Source organism: Shewanella sp. DW31, from assembly GCF_015767295.1.
Classification (GTDB): Bacteria; Pseudomonadota; Gammaproteobacteria; order Enterobacterales; family Shewanellaceae; genus Shewanella; species Shewanella oncorhynchi.
Genome location: NZ_JADWMP020000011.1, coordinates 46294 through 71041, shown reverse-complemented (window position 1 = coordinate 71041; position 24748 = coordinate 46294). Strand labels below are relative to the sequence as shown.

The 24748-nt window shown below is 47.1% G+C and carries 18 protein-coding genes; 8 read left to right on the top strand and 10 right to left on the bottom strand.

Translation table 11 applies throughout. From position 1 onward, the window contains the following. Position 1: 1 nt before the first annotated feature. The 5 genes from GWI56_RS11100 to GWI56_RS11080 all read left to right on the top strand — a co-directional run bounded on the left by GWI56_RS11100 (position 2) and on the right by GWI56_RS11080 (position 8008). On the top strand, positions 2 to 3160 hold the full coding sequence (locus tag GWI56_RS11100) for a multidrug efflux RND transporter permease subunit (RefSeq protein WP_113939332.1): 3159 nt from the start codon (positions 2 to 4) through the stop codon (positions 3158 to 3160). 443 nt (positions 3161 to 3603) lie between these two features. After that, positions 3604 to 4281: a methylamine utilization protein gene (locus GWI56_RS11095; RefSeq protein WP_198572926.1), complete on the top strand. Its 678-nt coding sequence runs from the start codon at positions 3604 to 3606 to the stop codon at positions 4279 to 4281. Then, a complete protein-coding gene (locus GWI56_RS11090; protein WP_198572925.1) occupies positions 4271 to 6577 on the top strand; it encodes a GGDEF domain-containing phosphodiesterase in 2307 nt (768 codons plus the stop codon). Before GWI56_RS11095 ends, GWI56_RS11090 begins: the two co-directional genes overlap by 11 nt. 76 nt (positions 6578 to 6653) lie before the next feature. Further along, positions 6654 to 7535, top strand: a complete 882-nt coding sequence (locus GWI56_RS11085; protein ID WP_198572924.1) for a DUF3034 family protein — start codon at positions 6654 to 6656, stop codon at positions 7533 to 7535. Then, positions 7532 to 8008, top strand: coding sequence for a group 1 truncated hemoglobin (locus GWI56_RS11080; protein WP_198572923.1), 477 nt, complete (start codon positions 7532 to 7534; stop codon positions 8006 to 8008). The genes GWI56_RS11085 and GWI56_RS11080 overlap by 4 nt, the downstream gene beginning before the upstream one ends. Positions 8009 to 8102: 94 nt before the next feature. On the opposite strand, the gene GWI56_RS11075 is transcribed toward GWI56_RS11080, so the two are convergent. Both GWI56_RS11075 and GWI56_RS11070 read right to left on the bottom strand, forming a co-directional pair. Continuing rightward, positions 8103 to 8576, bottom strand: a complete 474-nt coding sequence (locus GWI56_RS11075) for an NYN domain-containing protein (RefSeq protein ID WP_006082658.1) — start codon at positions 8574 to 8576, stop codon at positions 8103 to 8105. 114 nt (positions 8577 to 8690) lie between these two features. Next, positions 8691 to 9551 carry an AraC family transcriptional regulator gene (locus GWI56_RS11070; RefSeq protein WP_131523567.1) on the bottom strand — a complete coding sequence of 287 codons (861 nt, stop codon included), beginning with the start codon at positions 9549 to 9551 and terminating at the stop codon, positions 8691 to 8693. 193 nt (positions 9552 to 9744) lie between these two features. On the opposite strand from GWI56_RS11070, the gene GWI56_RS11065 reads away from it, so the two are divergent. After that, positions 9745 to 10668, top strand: a complete 924-nt coding sequence (locus GWI56_RS11065; protein ID WP_198572922.1) for a DMT family transporter — start codon at positions 9745 to 9747, stop codon at positions 10666 to 10668. A 77-nt stretch (positions 10669 to 10745) separates the two neighbouring features. On the opposite strand, the gene GWI56_RS11060 is transcribed toward GWI56_RS11065, so the two are convergent. The 7 genes from GWI56_RS11060 to GWI56_RS11030 all read right to left on the bottom strand — a co-directional run bounded on the left by GWI56_RS11060 (position 10746) and on the right by GWI56_RS11030 (position 20020). Next, on the bottom strand, positions 10746 to 13886 hold the full coding sequence (locus GWI56_RS11060) for a multidrug efflux RND transporter permease subunit (protein WP_198572921.1): 3141 nt from the start codon (positions 13884 to 13886) through the stop codon (positions 10746 to 10748). Then, positions 13886 to 14995 (bottom strand): efflux RND transporter periplasmic adaptor subunit, encoded by a 1110-nt coding sequence (locus GWI56_RS11055; protein WP_198572920.1) that lies wholly within the window; start codon positions 14993 to 14995, stop codon positions 13886 to 13888. The genes GWI56_RS11060 and GWI56_RS11055 overlap by 1 nt, the downstream gene beginning before the upstream one ends. 210 nt (positions 14996 to 15205) lie before the next feature. After that, positions 15206 to 16000, bottom strand: coding sequence for a transporter substrate-binding domain-containing protein (locus tag GWI56_RS11050; RefSeq protein ID WP_198572919.1), 795 nt, complete (start codon positions 15998 to 16000; stop codon positions 15206 to 15208). Positions 16001 to 16234: 234 nt separating this feature from the next. Then, positions 16235 to 17437, bottom strand: a complete 1203-nt coding sequence (locus tag GWI56_RS11045) for a metallophosphoesterase (RefSeq protein WP_198572918.1) — start codon at positions 17435 to 17437, stop codon at positions 16235 to 16237. Between the two features lie 307 nt (positions 17438 to 17744). Beyond that, a complete protein-coding gene (locus GWI56_RS11040) occupies positions 17745 to 18215 on the bottom strand; it encodes a nuclear transport factor 2 family protein (RefSeq protein ID WP_198572917.1) in 471 nt (156 codons plus the stop codon). A 2-nt stretch (positions 18216 to 18217) separates the two neighbouring features. Beyond that, a complete protein-coding gene (locus GWI56_RS11035; protein ID WP_198572916.1) occupies positions 18218 to 18910 on the bottom strand; it encodes a DsbA family protein in 693 nt (230 codons plus the stop codon). Positions 18911 to 19096: 186 nt separating this feature from the next. Next, positions 19097 to 20020, bottom strand: coding sequence for an MBL fold metallo-hydrolase (locus tag GWI56_RS11030; protein WP_198572915.1), 924 nt, complete (start codon positions 20018 to 20020; stop codon positions 19097 to 19099). 286 nt (positions 20021 to 20306) lie between these two features. On the opposite strand from GWI56_RS11030, the gene GWI56_RS11025 reads away from it, so the two are divergent. After that, positions 20307 to 21248, top strand: coding sequence for a LysR family transcriptional regulator (locus tag GWI56_RS11025; RefSeq protein ID WP_198572914.1), 942 nt, complete (start codon positions 20307 to 20309; stop codon positions 21246 to 21248). Positions 21249 to 21400: 152 nt separating this feature from the next. On the opposite strand, the gene ettA is transcribed toward GWI56_RS11025, so the two are convergent. After that, positions 21401 to 23068, bottom strand: a complete 1668-nt coding sequence (gene ettA / locus GWI56_RS11020) for an energy-dependent translational throttle protein EttA (protein WP_028761391.1) — start codon at positions 23066 to 23068, stop codon at positions 21401 to 21403. A gap of 189 nt (positions 23069 to 23257) precedes the next feature. On the opposite strand from ettA, the gene glyA reads away from it, so the two are divergent. After that, on the top strand, positions 23258 to 24511 hold the full coding sequence (gene glyA / locus GWI56_RS11015; protein ID WP_011788583.1) for a serine hydroxymethyltransferase: 1254 nt from the start codon (positions 23258 to 23260) through the stop codon (positions 24509 to 24511). The last annotated feature ends 237 nt before the right edge of the window (positions 24512 to 24748 follow it).

The window sequence follows — 24748 nt, the reverse complement described above, 5'->3', positions numbered from 1 at the left end:
TATGTTGTCGCAATTTTTCATTAAAAGACCGATATTTGCAGCCGTGCTGTCATTGCTGTTTCTTATCACGGGGGCGATTGCTGTTTGGCAGTTGCCTATTACCGAATATCCAGAGGTAGTGCCACCTACGGTAGTGGTCACTGCTAATTATCCTGGCGCAAATCCTAAAGTGATTGCCGAAACAGTGGCTTCACCGCTGGAGCAGGAAATTAACGGCGTCGAAGACATGTTGTACATGTCATCGCAGGCGACGTCCGATGGACGCATGACCTTGACTATCACTTTTGCGATTGGCACGGATGTGGATAAGGCACAAACCCAAGTGCAGAGCCGAGTTGATCGCGCTATGCCCCGCCTACCGCAGGAAGTACAACGTCTTGGTATTGTTACTGAAAAATCATCGCCAGACTTGACCATGGTGGTGCATTTGTTATCGCCGGATAACCGTTACGACATGTTGTATCTGTCTAACTATGCGGCGTTAAACGTTAAAGACGAGCTCGCACGGATTAACGGTGTGGGCGCGGTACGTTTGTTTGGCGCCGGCGAATACAGCCTGAGAATTTGGCTCGACCCGAATAAAGTCTCGGCGCTGGGTTTATCGCCAGCGGACATTATTGCCGCCGTACGTGAGCAAAACCAACAGGCAGCAGCGGGCAGTTTAGGCGCGCAGCCCAGTGGCAGTGCTGACTTTCAACTTTTAATTAACGTGAAAGGCCGTTTAACTGAACTGTCTGAATTTGAAGATATCATCATCAAAGTTGGTCAGAATGCTGAAGTGATCCGCCTTAAAGATGTCGCGCGGGTGGAACTCGGGGCAACGAGTTATGCGCTGCGCTCTTTACTCGATAATAAGGATGCGGTCGCTATTCCTGTATTCCAAGCATCGGGTTCTAACGCGATTCAGATTTCCGACGATGTACGCGCCAAAATGGCTGAGCTGTCTAAAGGATTCCCTGAAGGACTCGAATACGAAATCGTTTACGACCCAACAGTGTTCGTGCGTGGCTCGATTGAAGCTGTGGTAAAAACTTTGCTCGAAGCCGTGTTGCTGGTGGTGTTAGTGGTGGTGCTATTCCTGCAAACTTGGCGCGCATCGATTATTCCGCTGGTGGCTGTGCCTGTGTCTTTGGTCGGTACCTTTGCCTTTATGCATCTGCTCGGTTTCTCGTTAAACGCCTTGTCGCTATTCGGGCTGGTGCTCGCCATCGGGATTGTGGTTGACGATGCCATCGTCGTGGTCGAAAACGTCGAGCGTAATATTGCCGCAGGATTAAGCCCAGTAGAGGCAACGCAAAAGGCGATGAAGGAAGTGACTGGCCCGATTGTGGCAACCACCTTAGTGCTGGCGGCGGTGTTTATTCCAACGGCCTTTATGAGCGGTTTAACCGGGCAGTTCTATAAACAGTTTGCCTTGACTATTACTATCTCGACCTTTATCTCGGCGATTAACTCACTCACTTTGAGTCCGGCATTATCGGCGCTGTTACTCAAGAGCCATGATGCACCTAAGGACGGCTTAACGCGTCTAATGGATAAGTTGTTTGGTGCTTGGTTATTTGTGCCTTTTAATCGCTTATTTAACCGCGCATCCGATGGTTATGGCTGGTTAGTGCGTAAGGTTATCCGTTTTGGCGGCATTATTGGTCTGGTGTATTTAGGCATGGTGGCGTTAACGGGTGTGCAATTTGCCAATACACCAACGGGTTATGTGCCCGGCCAAGATAAACAGTATTTAGTGGCCTTTGCTCAGTTGCCCGATGCGGCATCCCTTGAACGTACGGATAGTGTGATCAAGAAGATGTCTGAGATTGCGCTAAATCACCCCGGAGTCGCGCACTCGATTGCCTTCCCTGGCCTTAGCATCAACGGTTTTACCAATAGTCCTAACTCAGGCGTGGTGTTTGTTGCGCTCGATGATTTTGACTCTCGTACCAGTCCTGAACTGTCGGCGAATGCCATTGCAGGACAATTGAATCAGCAATTTGCTGCTATTCAAGACGCGTTTATTGCCATCTTCCCGCCGCCACCTGTGCAAGGCCTCGGCACCATAGGAGGGTTCCGTCTGCAAATTCAAGACAGAGCCAACCTTGGTTATGAGGCCTTGTATCAGGTGACCCAACAAGTGATGTACAAGGCGTGGGCCGATCCTCAGTTAGCTGGCGTTTTCTCTAGCTATCAAGTGAACGTGCCACAACTTGAACTGGATATCGATCGTACTAAAGCGAAACAGCAGGCAGTGTCGCTCGATCAAATTTTCCAGACATTACAAACCTATATGGGCTCGACTTATGTCAACGACTTCAATCGTTTCGGCCGAACCTATCAGGTGAATATGCAAGCTGACGAGGCCTTCCGTCAAAGTCCGCAACAGATAAGTCAGCTAAAGGTGCCGAATCTGAATGGTGACATGATCCCGCTAGGTTCGTTCATCAACGTCAGCCAAAGTTCAGGCCCAGACAGAGTGATGCACTATAACGGTTTCACGACCGCTGAAATCAACGGTGGTCCAGCGCTCGGAGTGAGTACAGGCCAAGCGCAGGCGGCGATTGAGAAAATTTTGGCTGAAACGTTACCTAATGGTATGACTTATGAGTGGACCGAGCTGACCTATCAGCAAATTCTCGCGGGCAATACGGGTCTTTTGGTTTTCCCGCTGGTGATCATCTTAGTGTTTATGGTGCTAGCCGCCCAGTACGAGAGCTTAAGCTTGCCATTGGCGATTATCTTAATCATCCCAATGACCTTACTTTCAGCCCTCAGTGGTGTGCTGATTTACGGTGGGGATAATAATATCTTCACCCAAATTGGCCTGATAGTGCTGGTGGGGCTGGCGACTAAGAACGCTATCTTGATTGTCGAGTTTGCAAAGGAGAAACAAGATCACGGTATGGCACCTATGGAGGCGATATTAGAGGCCGCAAGATTACGTTTACGTCCTATCTTGATGACATCTATCGCCTTTATTATGGGAGTGGTACCTATGGTGTTCTCCACTGGCGCGGGCGCCGAGATGCGCCAAGCCATGGGCGTGGCAGTATTCGCTGGTATGATTGGGGTGACTGTATTTGGTCTTATCCTAACGCCGCTGTTTTACTATGCCTTAGCAAAGAGAGGCGGTAAAAAAGCCGATGAGCATAAAGAGATAACAGTCGGTTAAGCTTGTTTTCTAGTTGAAAAATACATGAAAGGTCTACATTGAGTAGGCCTTTTTTGTTTATTCACGGCGAGAGCGATTAGATTTGACTATCTTTAGCTGGGGTTAAATAACATTAGGTCAATTGATGCTTAGTGATGGTATTGCTCACTAGGTTAAAACTAAAACCAGAAATGAGGAATATCGTTGGTATTTTCTGGATCATCAATAAGAAACAATGAATAACTATTACCAGACCATTCTGTTAGCTTATAACTTATTGCCACTTGAGCGCGTCATTATCACAGAATGATTAGAATGGTTACTGTTTTACGACTTTTCTATATAATTTGATGATTATTCAATATATTAGTAATGTACAATGCTAGATGAATCTAGATCGTTTTTTTACGCAGAACTCAGCTAAGGTACTTGTTTACCTTGCATCACTATGCCCGAGGTAACGGATGATCCTATATCGCGTTTTATATGCGTTAGTACTTTGCGTTTTGATCTATTTCACGCCTCAAGTCATGGCTGCTGAACTCAATATTAATGTAGTAGATCTGCAACAACAGGCCATTGCCGATACTGTTGTGGAGCTGATCCCTGCAGTGATGCCCGATAATGCAATACCTATCGAGCATTATGAAATGTCGCAAAAAAATCGAACCTTTATCCCCTTTGTGCTGGCGGTGCCTAAAGGTGCAAAGGTGGATTTTCCCAACTTAGATCGTACTCGCCACCATGTGTATTCTTTTTCAGAAGCTAAACCTTTCGAACTTAAATTGTATGTGGGTCAGGCCGAAGCGCCGATTCAGTTCGATAAACCCGGTTTGGTCGCGCTTGGCTGTAATATTCACGATTATATGCAGGCATTTATCTATGTGGCAGATAGCCCTATTGTCGCGGTGACGGACGAGAAAGGTGAGATCCAGTTTAAGGGACTTATCGCCGGTCAATATAAAGTTAAGCGCTGGCATCCATGGCAGAAGGCGGCATCAGAGCCAACGGATTTACTGATAGTTAATGGCCCTAATCAACTCAGCCTGCCCTTAGACATTGAGCGTCAAGCTAAACCGTCGGCTCCGCCGTCGGGATTTGGTCACTACGATTCTGAAGGTAAGCCATTACATGCTAAATAGTTTTCGCGCTCGGCTGATTTTAGTTTTCTTTATTGTGCTGACGTTAGTGCAATTTGCCACAGCATTTTCTGTGTTGACAGCGACCGAAAAAGATAACTTTTTACAGCAACAGAAAAGCCTCGATATTGGCGCGAATGTGTTTCTCGAAGTGTTATCGAATCGCGGTATTCAGCTCAGTCAAAGTTTGTCCGTACTCAGTGCCGATTTTGGTTTTAAGCGCGCGATTGCTACTGGTGAGCAAGAAACCATTGAGTCAGTGTTATCTAATCACGGCTCTCGTATTGGTGCCGACGCCGCTGTATTGTTATCACCTAAAGGGGAGCTCTTGACCTCGAGTTTGCCCGGACTCACTCAGGATGATATTCAATCCTTATTTAATATGACCACCAGCAATCATAATGCGTTAGCTATCCTTAATTTTGATCACGCTAGCTATCAGTTTGTGCTGCAGCCGGTGAAGGCACCGACCTTAATCGCTTGGGTTGGCATGGGGTTTCTATTAGATGAGAAGGTCGCCCAACAAGCTAAAGCCATTACGGGCATCGATGTGAGTTTTGTCAATCAGGCAACGGGCCGCACTGAAATTGCTTCAACCTTATCAGATAATGAAAAGTTAAGCGTAATTGAGCAGGCGAGCTTATTGCCTAGCTTGCTGAAAATGCCTAGTGAAAGTATTCCCGTAGATCATCTGTCTATGGGCATCAAACTTTATGATCACAACGGCAGCCAATTAGCGCTACTACACCAATCAAACCTCAAATGGCAGCAAAGTTATCAGCAACTTCGCAATAATATGCTGCTGATTTTTGCTTTGACCTTAGCACTGGCGATTGCGATTGCGATTTGGTTGTCGGGCAGTTTGACTGAACCCGTGCATCAACTTGTGAATTATGCCCGCAAAATCGGTCAAGGTAAGCAGCCTGCCAATATTCAAGGTGCGCCAGCAGAGCTGAGGGTGTTGGCCAAGAGTTTGTCCTTAATGCGCGATGATATTGAAGCGCGGGAAAAGGATTTAGTCTACCAATCTCGCCACGATAGCTTGACAGGTTTACTCAATCGTTTTGCGGCAAAACAGCATTTGGCGGATCTTAACGATAAATTATCCGGTGCTATGGTGTTGTTAGATATTAAACATTTCCGCCATATCAACGATATTATTGGTTTTGCCAACGCCGATACTTTGTTACTGCTTTTTGCTCGTCGCCTAGAGCAATTAGCACCGACACCGGATTTACTGGCGCGTTTAGACGGTGACTCATTTTTACTCCTTTACAGTCAAGGGATCCGTCCCGAGCACTTGCTGAAATCATTGGATATGCTGGAGTCACCCTTTCCAATCCAAGGCTCAAATATTTCTCTTACCGTGCGTGCGGGATTACTCGAAATCGATGGTAATGGTGCTGATATCGATGTGTTAGTGCGCCGCGCCGAAATTGCCCTCAATCAAGCCTGTCTCGAAGAGCAACGTATTGTCAGTTATCGTCAAGGCGCCGATGAAAAGTATCAGCGTGAGCTGACGATTATCCGTGATTTGCCTATAGGTTTAGCGCAAAACCAATTGTATTTAGTGTTCCAACCTAAAGTGGATTTACGCCTAAACCAGTGCATTGGCGCCGAGGCATTGATCCGCTGGCAACATCCTACGCTAGGGTTTATTCCGCCCGATGAATTTATCCAACTGGCTGAAAATTCAGGCAACATTGATATTGTTAGCCAGTGGGTATTGAAGCAGGCAATTCAGCAATTAGTGACATGGCAGCGGCGGGGTATAGTGCTAAAACTGGCTATTAACCTGTCGGCCCATGATTTAGTCGATACTCGCTTACCAAATCAAATCGCCATTTTACTGAAAGACAATAATCTGCCAAGCGGTGCACTCTGTATCGAAGTCACTGAAGGCGCCGTGATGAAAGATGCACAGACTGTGGTGAGTGTATTACAGCGATTCCGTGACATGGGCGTGTCTGTTGCCATTGATGATTTTGGCACAGGTCATTCATCATTAGCCTATTTGAAAATTTTACCCGTTAATGAAGTGAAAATTGATCGCAGCTTTATCAAAGACATGCTCACGGATAGCCAAGATGTGATGATAGTCGATACGAGTATTAAATTGATCCACGGCTTAGGTTTTACCGTAGTAGCCGAAGGCGTTGAAGAACAAGAAGGTGTTGATATATTGCGCAATCTCGATTGCGATATCATTCAAGGTTATGTGTTTTCTAAACCCTTAAAAGCGGCTGAATTTGATCTGTGGTTCGAGGCGTTTAACCATCCAAATACTTCTGATGCATAAGCGCGTTTACTCAAGTCAATATGCAAAGACGCTAGACTAACGATTCATCGTCGAAAGAATTAGAGCGGAGCATCCAGTGAACATTTCCATAAATGCATTGAAGTTGAATTCATTAACTTGGGCTTATGTTAAGGCTTTTTTTTGCCTATTTTTACTATTGGGCACTGTTCCTGCGTTTGCCGAAGGTAGTCGTGTGGTCGCGACTGGCGGCGGGACGACGATTGAAGGCAGTGCTGGCGGTGGCATAGTGCCATGGGCCGTGATCAACGGTTATGGCAGTAGCGGTGAATGGTCGGCAACGGCGATGGCGACGGCTGTCTATGTCGATGATTTTACGCTGAAAGTGATCGGCGCTTCTTTGAGTTTTGATAATCGATTCGAGCTGAGCGTTGCGCGGCAAACCTTTGATTTAGATACTATGGGCGGCGAGTTAGGCCAAGATATCTTCGGCGTAAAATACAAGCTTGCCGGAGAGCTACTTTATACGGGTATGCCGCAAATTACCTTAGGTGCCCAGTATAAAAGAGTCGATGACTTTGCGATTCCTCAGGCGGTTGGGGCGCGGGATGATTGGGGTTTAGATTTGTATGTTGCTGCCAGCAAAGTATTTTTTGATGCGGTAGCGGGACGAAATGTATTACTCAATGGGACCGTGCGCGCGACCAAGGCGAATCAAACGGGTTTATTGGGTTTTGGTACCCAAGCCAATCATGATTACCAGTTTGTGTTCGAAGCCTCTGCCGCGGTATTGCTGACGGATAATGTGGCACTGGGTATCGAATATCGCCAGAAACCCGATGAGTTAGCTTTTGCCCGTGAGGATGATTGGCAAGATGTGTTTTTAGCGTGGTTTATCAATAAGCATCTTTCCGTGGTGACGGCCTATGCGAATTTGGGCAGCATTGCAGGGTTTGAAGAGCAACGGGGTTGGTACCTGTCGATGGAGGGGGCGTTATGAGGCGTTTATTGTTGAAACTATTACCTCTTGCCGCTTCGTTTGTTTTCACTGGCTGTGCGGTGCAAACGATCGAAACCTCAGCATCACAAACTCACTCTAGTCATCAAACCGCAAGCCATCAAACCTTATACCAAGATTTAGGTGGTAACGCAGGCGTATCGGCGATAGTCGATGGTTTGCTGGCACGTATTGCCACTGATCCACGCATAGTGCATCACTTTCAAGAGACAGATATTGCGCTATTTCGTGAGCGTGCCATTGAACATTTCTGTCTGGTTGCCGATGGCGGCTGCGTGTATCACGGCGAAAGTATGCAGCACAGTCATAGAGGATTGAATATTACCCAAGCGGATTTCGATGCCTTAGTCGGCCATTTGATTGAATCGATGAAAGAGCAACATATTCCGCTATCGACCCGTAATGCCTTTCTAAAACGTCTCGCCCCTATGTATACGGACATTACCTATCACTAGTGTGTTGTTTGTATTATCCAAAAGTGGCCTTTAAATATGGCGAAGGTGTTTGATGCGGTTAGTGTGATGAGTAGCCGCATTTTTTGTCTAGTGACTAGAGCAATAACGCCTCATCTATGGGATGAAATTGAGAGGCTGCATCCCTTAAGGATTTAGCCGTCAGGGTAGGGACGCCATACACTTGGGTTTCAACGCCATACTTTTGATGAATTTTTTGCAGCAATAAATCGAAATCGCCATCACCAGACAATAAGATCACTGTATCCACTTCACTCGCCGCTTCCATAATATCTATGGTGATCCCCACGTCCCAATCGCCTTTGGCTGAGCCATCGCTACGCTGAATAAACGGTTTTAACTTCACCTCAAAACCTATGTGCTTTAGTGCGTCTTGAAATTTCAATTGCCCATCGTCGCCCTTATGGATGGCATAAGCCACGGCCAATGCTATGTCTCCCTCGTAGCCTAAGTGTTGCCACAGTTTACGATAATTAAATTGGCGACCATAGGCTTCGCGGCAGGTGTAATAGATGTTTTGTACATCGACAAATAAAGCGATTTTTTTCAAGGCGTTTTCCAGCGGCTAGGGATTAAGGGCACTATAGCATATCGAGGCAATAGGGTTTTCAAGGATGTTAGAGTGTTGGGTTCAGCCGTCGAGATTGTGAACCCAAAGCGTATGTTAGCTTCTATGGTATTTTTGATATTCGCCCGGTGACATGCCACTGAGTTTTTTAAAGTAACGCCCCATATGACTTTGATTGGCAAAGCCATTACTGAGGGCGATATCGGTCAATGATTGCGTTGAATGACTCAAGCTTTGTTTGACCTTTTCAATGCGCACTTGCAGTAAATACTCCTGCGGCGTCATCGCAAATTGGGATTTAAACATGCGACAAAAATGGTACTCGCTCAGTTGGGCAAGCTCGGCCAACTCAGACAAGTAAATTTGTCGATGGGAATGGCAATGAATAAACTCTTTGATCGCTTTAGCCACTTTAGGTGCGAGCCCACCCTTAATTGGCCCCACCGACAAATTAAAGCCTGAGCTTTGCAGCAAAGTCACCAGCACAGTGTCGGTTACTTGTTCCATCATCAGATGGTGATCACTCGTCTGCCAATCGAGCCCGGCAACTTGGTGCCGAAACAGCGCCTCTAATCTCGGATTATCGACAAAGGTCAACTCAGGTAAACGCACTTGGCGTGGATCTTTATCAAAGACTCGCACCGCCAATTTTTTAAGATGTTCATCGCTAAAATACAAATGCATAAACTGCTGCGGTTGTCCCAGTTGCCAATGGCTTTGGCAGCCTTGGGGCATAAGGCAAAACTTACTGGGCGCGCCATAGTCGGCCTTGATATCGGTTCTGTGGGTTTCGTAGCCGCCATCCAGATACATGCTCAGCGTATGTTGTGCATCGTTTTGGTAATACAGACGCTCGCCCGCATTTTGATAATGGGCCCAAGATAAATCCTCCGTAATCGCTTGCTTACGAATACAGGTTTTGGCGGATTTATCAAAACTGATGTATTTGGGCTCCATGGGTTCCTAGTGATCTCACTGGCTAAGCATTTTGTCTTTCCAAATTATCGCACTTATGGGCGTGGCTCAACGTCCGCTCGCGATTAAAACCGCAATATCGTGTTATGGCCAACAAGATGGTGACATAAGGACGAAAGCTATCGCTGTATAGTTTGCCTTATTAAGCATTTTATGAAGGTGTAGGGGACTCATTATGGCTGCTGTGATGTATTTGCTGATGATTTTTGTGTGGGGTTTTTCGTGGATTGCCATTAAGTGGCAGCACGGTGAGGTGGCGACGGAAGTCTCGATTTTCTATCGGTTTGCGATTGCGAGTCTCTTGATGTTCGCCATTGGCTTTGCCTTTAACAAGCTGCAAGCGGTAAAGCTTAGGCAGCATCCTTGGTTTGCGCTACAAGGCGTGTGTCTATTTTGCTTGAACTTTATCGCGTTTTATACCGCAACCCATTATATCGCCAGCGGTTTAACGGCGGTGATTATGGCCACTGCCCCCATTTTTAATGCGATACATGGCCGCATTTTTTACGGTACGCCCACCAGTCGTAATTTTTGGTTAGGAGTCGGTGTCGGTCTGGGGGGCATTAGCTTACTCTTTGGTGCCGATTTGCTCGCGACTCAGTGGTCACAAAATATAGTGTGGGGCTTATTGTTTTCGCTGTTAGGTACGTGGTTTTTCTCGATTGGTAACATGATCAGTATGCGCAACTCGCGCGATAATGTGTCGCCCTTTACCTCAACAGCCTATGCCATGTGCTATGGCAGTGCGGCGTTACTGCTCATCATCTGGTTTAAAGATTTAAGCTTTAGTTTACCGCTGACAACCCGTTATCTTGGCAGCTTGTTCTACTTAGCCGTTATCGCCTCTGTGATTGGCTTTACCGCTTATTTGATCTTGGTTGAGCGGATTGGCGCTAATGCCGCTGCGTATCTGTTGGTGATTACCCCTGTGGTGGCACTGAGCGTATCGAGTGTGTTTGAGGATTATCAGTGGACTTGGTATTCAAGCGCGGGACTCTTGCTGGTCGCGCTCGGAAACATGTTAACGCGCCGTCAAAAACCGCTTGGTGCTGGTCTCGGTTTACTTTTAGGCTTAGCCAATAAAGCAAAAAACGCTTAAAACGTTAATGAGAAAAAAGCCAAGGCACTGAGTACCTTGGCTTTTTGTTATTCGATTATCAAGAGCTATGATTCGCGTCAGGCTTTAGGTGCGAGTTCCTGCTTTGCGGCCACCTCTTGTGCCGCTAACTCTTGTGCTTTAATCGCCGCTTCGAGCTTAGCTTCAACATAACCCGGTGAATGGGTCGTGGCCGAGATTAATCGATACATGGCGGGGATCACCAGTAAGGTCACAAAGGTCGCAAACGCCATTCCGAAGAACACCACAGTACCTACAGCGATACGGCTTTCTGAGCCTGCGCCCGTCGAGAAAATTAGCGGTACAGCGCCCACTAAGGTGGTGAAGGCTGTCATTAGGATTGGCCGTAAACGACGGGATGACGCATCGATAATGGCTTTATCGAGTTCAAAGCCGCGGTCACGCAATTGGTTGGCAAATTCGACGATAAGGATACCGTTTTTAGTCACCATACCAATTAACATGATCATGCCTATCTGGCTGTAGATGTTGATCCCTTGGCTGGTGATCAGTAGTCCTAAGAAACCACCGAATACGCCCATAGGCACAGTAAACATCACCACTAATGGGTTGATAAAGCTCTCAAACTGTGCGGCTAATACTAAGTAGGCAACCAGTAAAGCTAAACCAAATACGATAAAGATACTGCTTTGGTTTTCTTTAAAATCTTTGGATTCGCCCGTGTAACCAATCGAAATATCCTTAGGTAATAATTCAATGGCTTTAGCGTCTAGGAACTTTAAGCCTTCACCTAAGGTGTAACCTTCACTGACGTTAGCCTTGAGGGTGATCGATTTTTGTTTATTGGTGTGGCTTAATCTTTGTGCAGAGGCAATTTCTTCTATATGGGTGACAGTATCGAGAGTGACTAATTCGCCCTTAGCTGACCGCATGTAGATTTGGCTCAGGTCACCGACATTATTGAAACTGTTTTCATCACCGCGTAAATACACATCGTATTCTTCGCCTCGATCAACAAAGGTCGTTTCGGTACGGCCACCCAGCATGACTTCTAAGGTTTCCGATACTTGGTCGACACTGATCCCCAGTTCTGCGGCGCGCTCTTTATCGACAGTAACAATGAGTTCTGGCGTTGTTTCTGCATAGTCTAAGTCAGCCCCTTCCATCATAGGGCTAGCGTTAGCCTCTTCTTTCAATATCTGCGCCCACTTAAACAGTTCGGCATAGTCCGAACCACCAAGTACAAATTGCACGGGTTCGCTCGATTGCCCTCTAAAGCCTGGCATCATAGGGCGAACCATTACATCTGGAATATCCTTTAAGGCATTGCTAATAATTCCAAGGGCTTGCTGTGCTGTCACATCGCGGTGTTCCCAATCTTCTAGCTGCATGATGACAAAGCCAGTTTGATCGCCAGCACGGCCACCAAAGGCGGGAGCTTGTACGCTGAAGGATCGCAGCACACCTTTACCGAGCAAGGGCATGAGTCTGTCTTCGACTATGTCCATGTTGGCTGTCATACGGTTATAACTGGTGCCTTCGGCGCCTTTAATAAAGGCGAACAACACGCCGCGGTCTTCCTGCGGCGCAAGCTGTGACGGTACTTGTTGCATTAACCAAGCGCTGCCGCCGATACAAGCGAGGATAACTAGCGGTGCGAGCAGGCGGAGTTTAATCGCTCGAGTCACGGCGACGCGATAAACGCTTTCCATGCGAGCAAAGCCGCTGTCGACCCAACGATTAAAGCGATTCGGTTTGACGTTGGCTTTGAGTAATTTACTGCTTAGTACAGGCGTAAGTGTGAGTGCCACTAAGGAGGAGAACAGCACTGACACCGCCAGCATCACGGAGAACTCGGTAAATAGTAGTCCGACCATGCCCTCCATAAATGAAATTGGGAGGAATACCATCACCAGTACCGCCGTAGTGGCGATAACGGCAAAGCCCACTTCTCGAGTACCTTTATAGGCGGCGAGTAAGGGCTCTTCACCTTTTTCGATATGGTGGAAAATGTTTTCAACCACCACAATCGCATCATCCACCACTAGACCGATGGAGAGGATTAATGCCATCAATGTCAGTAGATTAATCGAATAACCTAGCATGTTGGCGGCGATAAATGCCGAGATCAAAGATACTGGAACAGTCACCGCTGGGATTAACGTTGCTCGTGCTTGTCCAATGAAGATATACAGCACGAGTACGACCAAGGCGCCCGTGACATAAAGGGTGCTATACACTTCGTTAATCGAGCGGTCGATAAATACGGTCGAGTCGAAGTCGACCACTAGGCTAGTGCCTTCGGGCAGGAAGTCTTGTACGCGATCAACTTCTTTATGTACTTCTTTGGCAACGAGCAGAGGGTTGGCATCGGACTGGGCAATAATGCCTAAACTGATGTTAACTATGCCGTCGCTTTTGAAGGTCGAGTTTTCGTTTTGTGCGCCAACAGCCACATCGGCGACATCTTTTAAGTAGATAGCCGTGCCATCGCTGGCGGTACGCACCACAAGATAGTCGAAATCCTTCGGCGTGTAGTACAAGCGTTTGGTACGCACCGACATCACAGTGGTGTCGTTACGCACTTGGCCGCCGGGTGTTTCGATGTTCTCTTTACGCAGGGCGTTGATAATATCCGTTGCGGTAACATTACGTCCTGCCATTTGTTCGGGTCTGAGCTTGACGTACATGACCTTATACAAGCCGCCGGAAATGCTGATAGAACTCACGCCGCTGATTAAGCTGAATTTGTCCTCGAGTACTCGCTGGGCGTAGTCCGTTAATTGAGTGCGGTCCATCACACTCGAGCTTAAGTTCACATAGACTGAGGGTTCGCCGGAGCCGTTGTCTTTTGAGACGACAGGATCTTTTGCATCTTCTGGGAGCCTGCGTTGGGCGCGGGCCACTGCATCACGCACATCGCTGACCCCTTCGGTTAAGTTCCAACCGAGGAGGAATTTAACTGTGATACGCGAGCTACCGTTACGTGTGGTCGAGGTGATTTCGTCAATACCACTGATCCCTGTTAGCTCATCTTCTAAAGTCTTAGTGATCTGGCTTTCCATAATCGCCGCCGACGCACCCGAGTAACTGGTGCTGATGGTGACCACAGGGCTTTCGACGTCGGGCATTTCTCGTATCGACAGTTTAGTGAACGACACTATGCCGAATACACATAGCAGTAAGCTTAAAACGATGGCAACGACAGGGCGTTTAACCGAAACATCGGATAACCACATTATTTCGTCTCCGTTGCTTTAGGACCTGAAAGCTCTGTTGCACGGGCTGAGGCTTTATTATCGAGCGTGACTTCATTGATTTGCAGGCCATCGCGCATATTGACTAAGCCCTGTACCACGACTTTGTCACCTATGTTTAAACCGCTTTCGATTAAGACTTGGTTATCGATACGTGCCCCGAGTGTCACTTCTGTGCGGTGGGCAATGTGGTCGGCGCTAACTACGTATACGTAACGTTTAGTTCCTGAATATTCAAGAGCTTGCACTGGCACCATAGGTGCTGAAATCGCTGGGAAGGTGATGGTTGACGACATCATCATGCCCGGTTTTAAGCGTTTCTTTGGATTATCGAATAGCACTCGTACTTTGAGGTTTAAGGTTTCCTCATTGACGCGGGGATCGATAGCTACCATTTTGCCAGTAAAGATTTCATTCGGCCAAGCGCGACTGGTGGCTGATACTTGCATGCCAATACTCAGTTGCGATAGGAAATGCTCAGGCACTTGTAAGTCGAGGCGCATGCTGGACAAATCATCTAGCGACATCAACTCAGTGCCCATGCTGACCATCTTGCCTTCGCTGAAATTAATCAGGCCAGTATTACCTGCAAAAGGCGCTATCAGCGAGTGGTAATGTAAATCTGCTTGTGCGGAAGATAAGCGTGCTTGGGCGATATCAACACTGGCTTTTTGTGCGTCAATCTCGGTTTGGGTAATAGCGTTACGGCTGATCAGTTTTTCAAATTCTTTGAGTTTACGTTTTTCATCATTGAGGAAAGCATTGGCCTCGGCGACGGCGGCTTGGGCTTTCATATCATCGAGTTCGATCAGTAATTGGCCTTTTTTCACCGCTTGGTTTGAGGTCACTGCGACTTGTTTAATCTTACCTGTGACTTGCGGTGCAATGATCACTGCACGTTCAGCCGCGAGTTTGCCGATAAGAGAGATAGATTGCGCTAATGGATATTCAATCACTTCACCCGTGACCACAGGAACGGTACGCATAAGATGTGGCGCGTTCTCGGGTTTAGCCGCTTGAAGGACATCACTAAAACTCACCGCTGTGGCGATAATCGCAAGCAGGGCAATGGCAATAATGGTTTTTTTCATTGTAATTATTATCTCGCGCAAAGGCAGTTTAAAAAGGTAATCGCTCTAATGGCGCTATTCTAGTGAATAACGTACGCCAGTTGGGTAAAAGTTTGTAAAGGTAAGCGAACGAAAATGAAAGAAATTGTGTTTTTTGAGCATTGAGCACAATTCAACGAGAGTTTTGCTGTTTTTTTGTGCTGTTATTGCTTTTTAAAAGCTGGACGGACTTTAGGGATGGACTTCAGTTCGCGTTTTTTCAATCGGCGCTTGAGTCGTTTCAACCTGAGGATATTGGCTTAAAATTGCCGCTAATCGTCCATCGCGGCGCATACTCTCTAAACCTTGATTAAAATCCGTCACTAACTGCGGATGATCCGCTACAGCCAAAGAGATCCCTAAATGAAATACCTCAGTCGCTATGGGTTGGCCGACTTGCTCAAAGGCCCCCTCATATTCACTTGGTCCTTTTTTAATTAAATACCTCGCTAAGTTATGGCCAATCAAGACTAAGTCAATACGCTTTAAAAACAGCTTTTTGAGATTCATCTCATCCGAATTTCCTTCCTCTGTGGTGAGCCCCGCGGCGAAGATTTCTGGTGGATTAGCGTAACCGCGACCTATACCGATAGTGAAAGGTTTAAGATCTGAAAGTTGACTGAAACTCAGCGGTGAATCTTTACGTTTATAAAACACAATTTGTACGGGTTGGATAGGTGCGGAATATTGGGCCCATTGCTCGCGCTCTTTACGATACCAGAGCCCAATGATGCCATCAGCTTGGCCAGTTTTAACGAGTAAAGCCGCGCGGGTGAAGGGATAAAACTTGAGACTGGCAGTGTAACCTTGACGTTTAAAAGCTTCTTTGACGACTTGCGCAACGCCGCCCTGTTCAGGTAAAGCATCGGCATAAAAAGGAGGATAGTTAGTGGCGACTAATTGGAGTTCTCTGCCCGCAAATGCTGGGGGATAGAAGCTGAATAGAAACAAGCAAAAGCTAGATAATCTGAGTAATTTCTTCCCCATTTCTACTCCAGCACTTAGGTGAGTCGCACTTGGCTTGAGTATAGTCAGAGTTAATTAAAACAGGCGAACTTATGGATATTAAGATGGGTGCATATTGAGCGCCATACGATTGAGCGTTGTGCAGATTTAGATCCATGGCGGGCGCCCATTTTACCCTTGCTCATTCATGCCTTATTGCCCCAGCGGGGCGCTAGCTCATTCACGTATTGGCGCAAAAGATATTAGTGAGGCAGGTTATAGCGAAACCTGCTCACCCTGATACAAACCTCGGCGGAGTTTTCCTGCGTCGATAAGTAACAGCTCACCGGATTTACCATTCTTAATGCTGCTATCTATCGCAATGATTTTATTATGATAAAGCCCAAGTACTTGTTCCTGCGATGTGTGCCCTACGACGATATGATCGACCTTGAAATAGCTCAGTATGCTATCGATATCCGACTCTTTCAGTTCATCTTTAAAGTAGCCGCGATACCAAGTTGGACCATTGGTAAAAAACAAAAAGTTGAGTAAATCGTCTTGCTTCAAATCGGCTTTTTTATCATCTAAATGCTGACGAAATAATTGGTTAGCATCGCTGATATTTAATTTACGCTCGACCCATTCAGGGCTGATGCCGCCGTGCATAAACAAGATATTATTGATTTTGACTAAAGTATGTTTGCTGCGAAGCCATTGGCCTATTTCGGTGTCTTTGTTGTAGAGCGCATCGTAGCTGCGTTTGAGTAAATCTGCCGAGACTTGGTAGCGTTCGTTGACGTAGCGTAAGTCGCCGCGAAACACCATTTGCTCGTGATTGCCCATGAGTAGATGTAAGCGTCCGCCCGCAGCTTGGGCTTCTTGGTCTAAGGAATATAAAAACCACAATACTTCATTGACTTGATGACCACGGTCAAACATGTCGCCCGTCATCACCATATGACCGTCACCAAAGGCCCAGTGGTTATCTTTGTCGATAATCTGATGGGCTTTTAGCAAGTTAATCATTACATCAAACTGGCCGTGTACATCGCTAAGGGCGACAATTTTGCTGATATGGGTGAAGGTATCTGGCTCAACCGTGACAGTTTGTGTATGAAGGTGCGGTTGGGGTAATTCACCGCAACTGGCAGGGCGAGTTAACTGCGCCTTCGCAATCGGCGTTTGTTTTAGCTCACTCTGGCAAATCCAATAGGCAGTGTCCTTTTGAGCATCATCTAAAAACACATAAGGGCCATCGGTGATGCTGCTTTCTTGAATTTTTAACTCTGTATCAGTTTCACTTGCATTGGTCGTCAGTGAGATAAACGCAAGTGAGGTAAAGGGGAGTGCGGTGACAAGCCATAACAGGGGCGTGAATTTTCTCTGTTGCTTGAGTATCCATTGGCTGGCTCGGCTAAGTCGCGTCATAGATAGCGTGATTGGGTGAGCCCCGACTGGCATCGAATTGATTTGCATTAGACCGCATCCTTGTTCTTGTTTTAGTTATTCATTTTTTCATTTTAGACACTTGAGTTGATGAGTCTTCGAACGTGCAGCTTGACGAATTCAATTTCAAGCGCTTAATCCAAACGCTTAATCGCAAGTGCCTAATCTTAAGTACTTAATGTCAAGTGCTCAACCTATTGAAAACACTAAATCATACGGATAAGGCTTAACATCGGCAAGTCGTGGGGCGGGCTAAATTAAACTTGCCCGCCTCGTGATTCAGTTATTCCATCATGGCATTTCTATCGTGCATAACTGTTGTTATGGGTATTGGCAATTACATGGCATTGACGACGGTATAACTATCAACAAACTGCTCAAAACTGACGATTTTTCCGCTGTGTATCTTCCATAAATGGGCGACTCGAGCGGTAAAATGTTTGCCCGTTTTGACATAAGTACCTGAATAAGTGCCAAAGGCAAAAACCTTATCACCCTGCGCCACATAGTCTTCGATATCGACGCAATAGTTATCCCATTCTTTTTCGAGGCGGGCGAACACATTGGCGGCTATCGCGCTAAAACCTATGTAAGTGCCCGCATAGGGAAAACCTACCGCCTCTGTCCAGCGTGCGTCATTTGCCAGTGCATGCTCAAGATTTTTGGCATTTTCGGCAGAGCTGTGTCCTGCGTAAGTACTTTTGACAAGTGCAAGATTCGCATCAGTTTGCCTTGCTGTTTCGATAAGATTTAACTGAGCAGGCTCACTCACTAAAGAGTTTGTTGGAACACCATTAAGCGTTGGCATGATTACGACTCAAACTGTGCTTCAAGATGGCTTAACCACTGGGCGGGTTGGCCATAAAAGCGGTTGATATTAATGGCGGTTATGTTGCCGTCATCATCCTCTATAGCCATTGAAGGGAAACCTTGGGCACCTATCAGATTCAGTAATGCTCTGGATTCAACAATATGCTCATATAGCTTGTCTTCACCTTGGGCATAATGTTGCGCAAAGCCTATAGGGTCGAGCCCAAGTTCAGCGGCTAACCTTGCGAGATTACCTTCATCACTGGCGCTGTGACCATCACGGTAATGGGCCAGTTGTACTGAGTGTAGATAGGCCAAACTGTCGCCACCCATAGCATCGACTGCGAGCATGGCTTTAATAGGAGGCGCCGAGTCGAGTACGATTGTGGTATCGCGCAGCAGACCATCAAAATAGTTTTCCCCAAAAGGTTGTCCGGTTAGCTCGGCAATACGCAGATCGTGGGGCATAACATAGTCGCGCCAGTTAGCATCGATTTGTTTACGTCTTGGGCCCGTGAGCATACCGCCGCCGTGGAGCTTAATGGTAAAGCCTGCTTTTGCGGCGGCATCGAGTAAAGGCGCTGCGGCATAACACCAACCACATAAAGGGTCGATAATGGCGTGCAGAGTGCGCTCTTTGGCCGTTGCTGTGCTGCTGGTTGTGCTAGTTGGATGGGTTGTTGGCTGAGTCATAGTTAAACCTTTTGGCTTAAGTTCGTCGCGACATTAGCGACTTAAGCCCTTTGAGAACATCGATTAAAATAGTTAGGTTGGTACCGTTATTTAGCTAAAAAATGGCACGCAATCGCTCACGTGCCTGTCTTTAACTGTTTTCACTTAAATGCTTGTATCTAATCGCCTAGATAGATATGGCTGGGCTTACATAGGCCAGGTCATTTCGCCCATGTAAACTTTGGCGCTGATCTCAAGCCCTGCATCGGCTGGCATTTGTGGGTATAGCGCCAGCATCTTTTGGATTAATTCGGCGGAATCTTTCGAGGCTTTTGCAGCGATTTCAAAGGCTTTTACATATTCACGAGTAAAACCGATGGCGTGGGTATTAAATCGCGCTTCGCCTAAATAGTGCCCTGGGATCACTGTGGTCGGCAGCAGTTTTTCCATTGCATCTAAATGGGTTAACCATTCCTGACGCTCAGAGGCAGTTTGAGTGTCAGCCATCCAAACATGCGTGTTATCAAATACTTCTACGCCACCTGTAATAGTTTTTGCCGATGGCACCCACAGGAAAGTGTGTTTAGGGTGTTTATCATTAAAACCTTTGATAATCACTTGCTCACCGTCGATAGTAAAAGTGTCACTGTGAATCGCCTTAGGTAACACTAATTCGCTTGGCGCATTATCTTTTAAAATCGGCCCCCAGTAGGCGAGTTTGCCTTCCATTGAGGCTTTAATCGCATCGACTGTGGTTTGAGTCGCGACGATTTGTGCATCGGGGAAATTCTTTTTAATCACGGCTAAGCCGAAATAGAAATCAGGATCGCTATGGCTGATATACACCTGAGTCAGCTTTTTACCGCTGGCCTTAATGGTGTCGACCAATGTTTGGGCATCGTTATTTTGAAATTGCGCATCGACTAACATCATTTCACGCTCGCCGCTGATAAAGCTTGATGACACGGCAAAGATGCTGTTTTCGCCCGGATTAAAATGGCTCACTTGCAATGGCGCAGCATTGACCGTGCCAAATCCTGCTAGCAGTAAAGTGGCGGCTAGGCCGATTTTAGATGAGGCCTTCAATGTGGCGTTAACTGTGTTACGTATTGCATAGGTTGATGTGTTCATTTGGGGCTCACTTATAGTCACAGGGTGAAAGAGTAAAAGGTTCGATTTAGCATTCATTGATTTGCAGCTGCTGCAAAAAGTGAGTTAAGTATAGGTTGCAAAAATCAATAGATAAATGCGAGTATCTGCCCATGTTTGTTGCATTAATCGGATGAATTGCTGCGTGTACTATTGCACTCTTAGTTATTAACTATATAGCTATTAGCTATGTGGATACGCGAGTATGTGAGTGGGCCTTCGAGTGATTGAAAGTTATTGATTGATTGAATGTGAGTGGAGATAAATCATGGATAGACTCGAAGCGGCTAAGGTGTTTGTGACTATTGTTGAGCGCGGCAGCATGATCAGCGCCGCCAATGCCTTAGATATGTCGCGTTCTATGGTGACCCGTTACTTGAGCGAAATGGAAGAATGGTCCGGCGCTAGATTGTTGCATCGTTCGACGCGCAGTCTCAGCTTAACGCCCGCGGGTGAGCAAGTGCTGGATTATTGCCATCGACTGCTCGAATTGGCTAATGAAGTACCTGCGGTAAGCCACGCCGCTGTGGCGATTCCGCGGGGATTGCTACGTATTAGTTGCTCCCAGTTTTTGGCGCATCAGATTTTAGCGCCCGTGGTACAGCAATATTTAGCCAGTTATCCGCAGGCGAGCGTGAATTTCCACGTGAGCAGCCAAACCGTCGATTTAGTCGCCGAGCGTATTGATCTGGCTATTCGCATCACCAATGAACTCGATCCCAATCTTATCGCTAGGCGCTTAGGGGAGTGTGAATCTGTTGTGTGCGCTGCCCCGAGTTATCTTGCCGCGCGCGCCGCCGTGCTGCATCCTGAGGATTTAACTCAGCATAACTGTTTAACCTATTCCTATTTTGGCGATGTGATGTGGCGGTTTTATCAAAGCGATGTGGCTGCGAAACAGGCCCAGACGCAGAACTCCGATCCTAAGTTAAACCAAGGTCAAGTATTTAACGTGCCTGTGAATGGGAATTTTAGCGCCAATGATTCCATGGTGGTGCTCAATGCCACGCTGGCAGGTGAGGGGATCGCTATGCAGCCCGTTTGGGCGGCGAAACCCTATTTAGACTCGGGTCAGCTAGTGCCTTTATTAATGGAGTTTAAGCCGCAGTCCCTCGGTGTATATGGCGTGTATCAATCCCGCAAACATATGCAGCCTGCACTTAGGGTGATGATGGACATGCTGGTGGCCTACTTTGCCAGCTTGAATTGAAATCGTGCCAGTTTGAAATAGCACCTTTGAAATAGTGCCAAAGTCTACAGCACTCATAGCGTAACTGGATGCCATAAAAAAGGAGCTTAACCCTTTCGAGCTAAACTCCTCAGATTTACACTTGTCTAGATTCTAGATTCTAGATTCTAGATTTACTTTATCATGCGCTTGTATTTCAAGCGGTGTGGCTCAACCACATCGGCGCCATAGGTGTTTTTCAACCATGCCGAGTATTCTGTGTAGTTACCTTCGTAGAAGTTCACTTGGCCTTCGTCACGGTAATCCAGAATGTGGGTCGCGATACGGTCGAGGAACCAACGGTCATGCGAAATCACCATAGCGCAACCTGGGAATTCCAGAATCGCTTCTTCCAGTGCGCGCAGGGTTTCAACGTCTAAATCGTTGGTGGGTTCGTCGAGTAATAAGACGTTACCGCCCGCTTGCAGCAGTTTGGCTAAATGCACTCGGTTACGTTCACCACCAGATAAAGTACCGATGACTTTTTGCTGATCGCCACCACGGAAGTTGAAGCGGCCTACATAGGCGCGGCTCGGGATTTCCATGTTGTTGATACGCATGATGTCTTGACCACCGGAGATTTCTTCCCAAATGGTGTTCTTATCATTCATCGAATCGCGGAACTGCTCAACCGAGGCCAGTTGCACAGTATCACCCAGCTCAATGCTGCCGCTGTCTGGCTTTTCTGCGCCGGATAACATGCGGAACAGGGTCGATTTACCCGCGCCGTTGGCGCCGATAATGCCGACGATCGCGCCCTTAGGCACAGAGAACGACAGGTTGTCGATCAAAACGCGGTCACCATAAGATTTGGTCAGGTTATTCACTTCAATAACCTTGTCACCTAAACGAGGTCCGGGCGGAATAAACAGCTCGTTGGTTTCGTTACGTTTTTGGTAATCGTTAGTGTTCAGTTCTTCAAAGCGTGCCATACGGGCCTTACCTTTAGACTGGCGGCCTTTCGCGCCTTGACGTACCCATTCCAATTCCTTGGCAATGGTCTTTTGGCGAGCGCTTTCGGTGGCTGATTCTTGCTTCAGACGGGCATCTTTCTGCTCAAGCCATGAAGAATAGTTACCTTCCCACGGAATACCTTCACCGCGGTCGAGTTCTAAAATCCAGCCAGCAGCATTGTCGAGGAAGTAACGGTCATGGGTAATCGCGACCACAGTACCAGCATATTCCTGCAGGAAGTGCTCAAGCCACGCCACAGATTCAGCATCCAAGTGGTTGGTGGGTTCGTCCAGTAACAGCATTTCTGGTTTTTCAAGCAGCAAGCGACAAATCGCCACGCGGCGACGTTCACCACCGGATAATACTTCGATTTTCTCATCCCAATCTGGCAGACGCAGGGCGTTGGCGGCGCGCTCAAGGACGTACTCTAAGTTATGGGCATCTTGGGCTTGGATAATGGCTTCGAGTTCGCCTTGCTCTTTTGCAAGGGCGTCGAAATCGGCGTCCGGCTCGGCGTAGGCTGCGTAAACGGCATCGAGGCGAGTCAGGGCATTTTTTGCCTCTGCTACCGCTTCTTCAATCGCTTCACGTACGGTTTGATTCGGATCGAGTTTAGGTTCCTGCGGCAGGTAACCGATTTTCAATCCCGGCATTGGGCGCGCTTCGCCTTCAATTTCGGTGTCGATACCCGCCATAATGCGCAGTAGTGTCGACTTACCTGAACCGTTGAGGCCGAGTACGCCAATTTTGGCGCCGGGGAAAAAGCTTAAAGAAATATCTTTAAGGATCTGCTTCTTAGGCGGAACAATTTTACCCACCCGCAGCATGCTGTAAACAAACTGAGCCATTTTTCTCTATCTTAAGTGACTAATGATGCGACTAATTCTACTCGATTGCGCGCCGAACTCAACTCGACAATGAGCCAAGTTCAAGCACTCTCTGCAGGAATTTCATGTTTCAAATACTGGGATTGTGACCGCGTTCCGAGTAGAATACCGCGCAACCCTACCTATAAGAATTGGCAGCTGGAGTAAGCAATGCTGAAAAAAGATATGAATATCGCAGATTATGATCCGGAACTGTTTAACGCAATTCAGAATGAAACTCTGCGTCAAGAAGAGCATATTGAGCTGATTGCTTCTGAAAACTACACCAGTCCACGCGTGATGGAAGCGCAAGGTTCACAGTTAACCAATAAGTACGCTGAAGGCTATCCAGGCAAGCGTTACTACGGTGGTTGTGAGTATGTGGACGTAGTTGAAACCTTAGCGATTGAACGTGCTAAACAACTGTTTGGCGCAACTTACGCTAACGTACAACCTCATTCAGGTTCACAGGCAAACAGCGCGGTTTACATGGCATTGTTAAAACCTGGCGATACCGTACTGGGCATGAACTTAGCTCACGGTGGTCACTTGACCCACGGTTCACCGGTTAACTTCTCTGGCAAACTGTACAACATCATTCCTTACGGTATCGACGAGTCTGGCAAAATTGACTACGAAGAGATGGAACGTATTGCCATAGAACACAAGCCTAAGATGATGATCGGCGGTTTCTCTGCTTATTCAGGTATCGTTGATTGGGCAAAAATGCGTGAAATCGCAGACAAAATCGGTGCTTATTTATTTGTCGACATGGCGCACGTTGCCGGTCTTATTGCTGCGGGCGTTTATCCAAACCCAGTACCACACGCGCACGTTGTGACATCTACGACCCACAAAACCTTAGCGGGTCCTCGTGGTGGCGTGATCCTATCTGCTGCTGACGATGAAGACTTGTACAAAAAGTTGAACTCTGCGGTATTCCCAGGCGGTCAAGGTGGCCCATTGATGCACGTTATCGCCGGTAAAGCGGTGGCGTTCAAAGAAGCCCTAGAGCCAGAATTTAAAGTTTACCAACAGCAAGTGGTTAACAACGCTAAAGCTATGGTTGAAGTGTTCCTTGAGCGCGGTTACAAAATCGTCTCTGGCGGAACCAGCAACCACTTAATGCTAGTTGACCTGATTGGTCGTGACTTAACGGGTAAAGAAGCCGATGCCGCCTTAGGTAGCGCTAACATTACCGTGAACAAAAACTCAGTGCCAAACGATCCACGTTCACCCTTTGTGACCTCAGGTGTGCGTATCGGTACGCCAGCCATTACGCGCCGCGGCTTTAAAGAAGCGGAATCGAAAGAGCTGACTGGCTGGATTTGTGACATCCTTGATGATGCGAACAATCCTGCTGTGATTGAGCGTGTTAAGGGCCAAGTATTGGCACTGTGTGCACGTTTCCCTGTTTACGGCTAATTTGCCTATGCATCTACGTTTAGTAGATGAAGGGCCGAGATTGATCGCCGACTGACTTGATACTTGTCACATCAGGTACTTAGCATCAGGCACTTAACATTAAGTTGTTAAGCTCAGGTAGTTAACCTCAGCCCATAAATAGGATAAAATCCCATGGCCGCATCTCGCGGCCATTTTTATTGGTAAAATCTTAAGTTTAAATCCATGGCTTTTGACTGATATTTAACAGGTAAACCC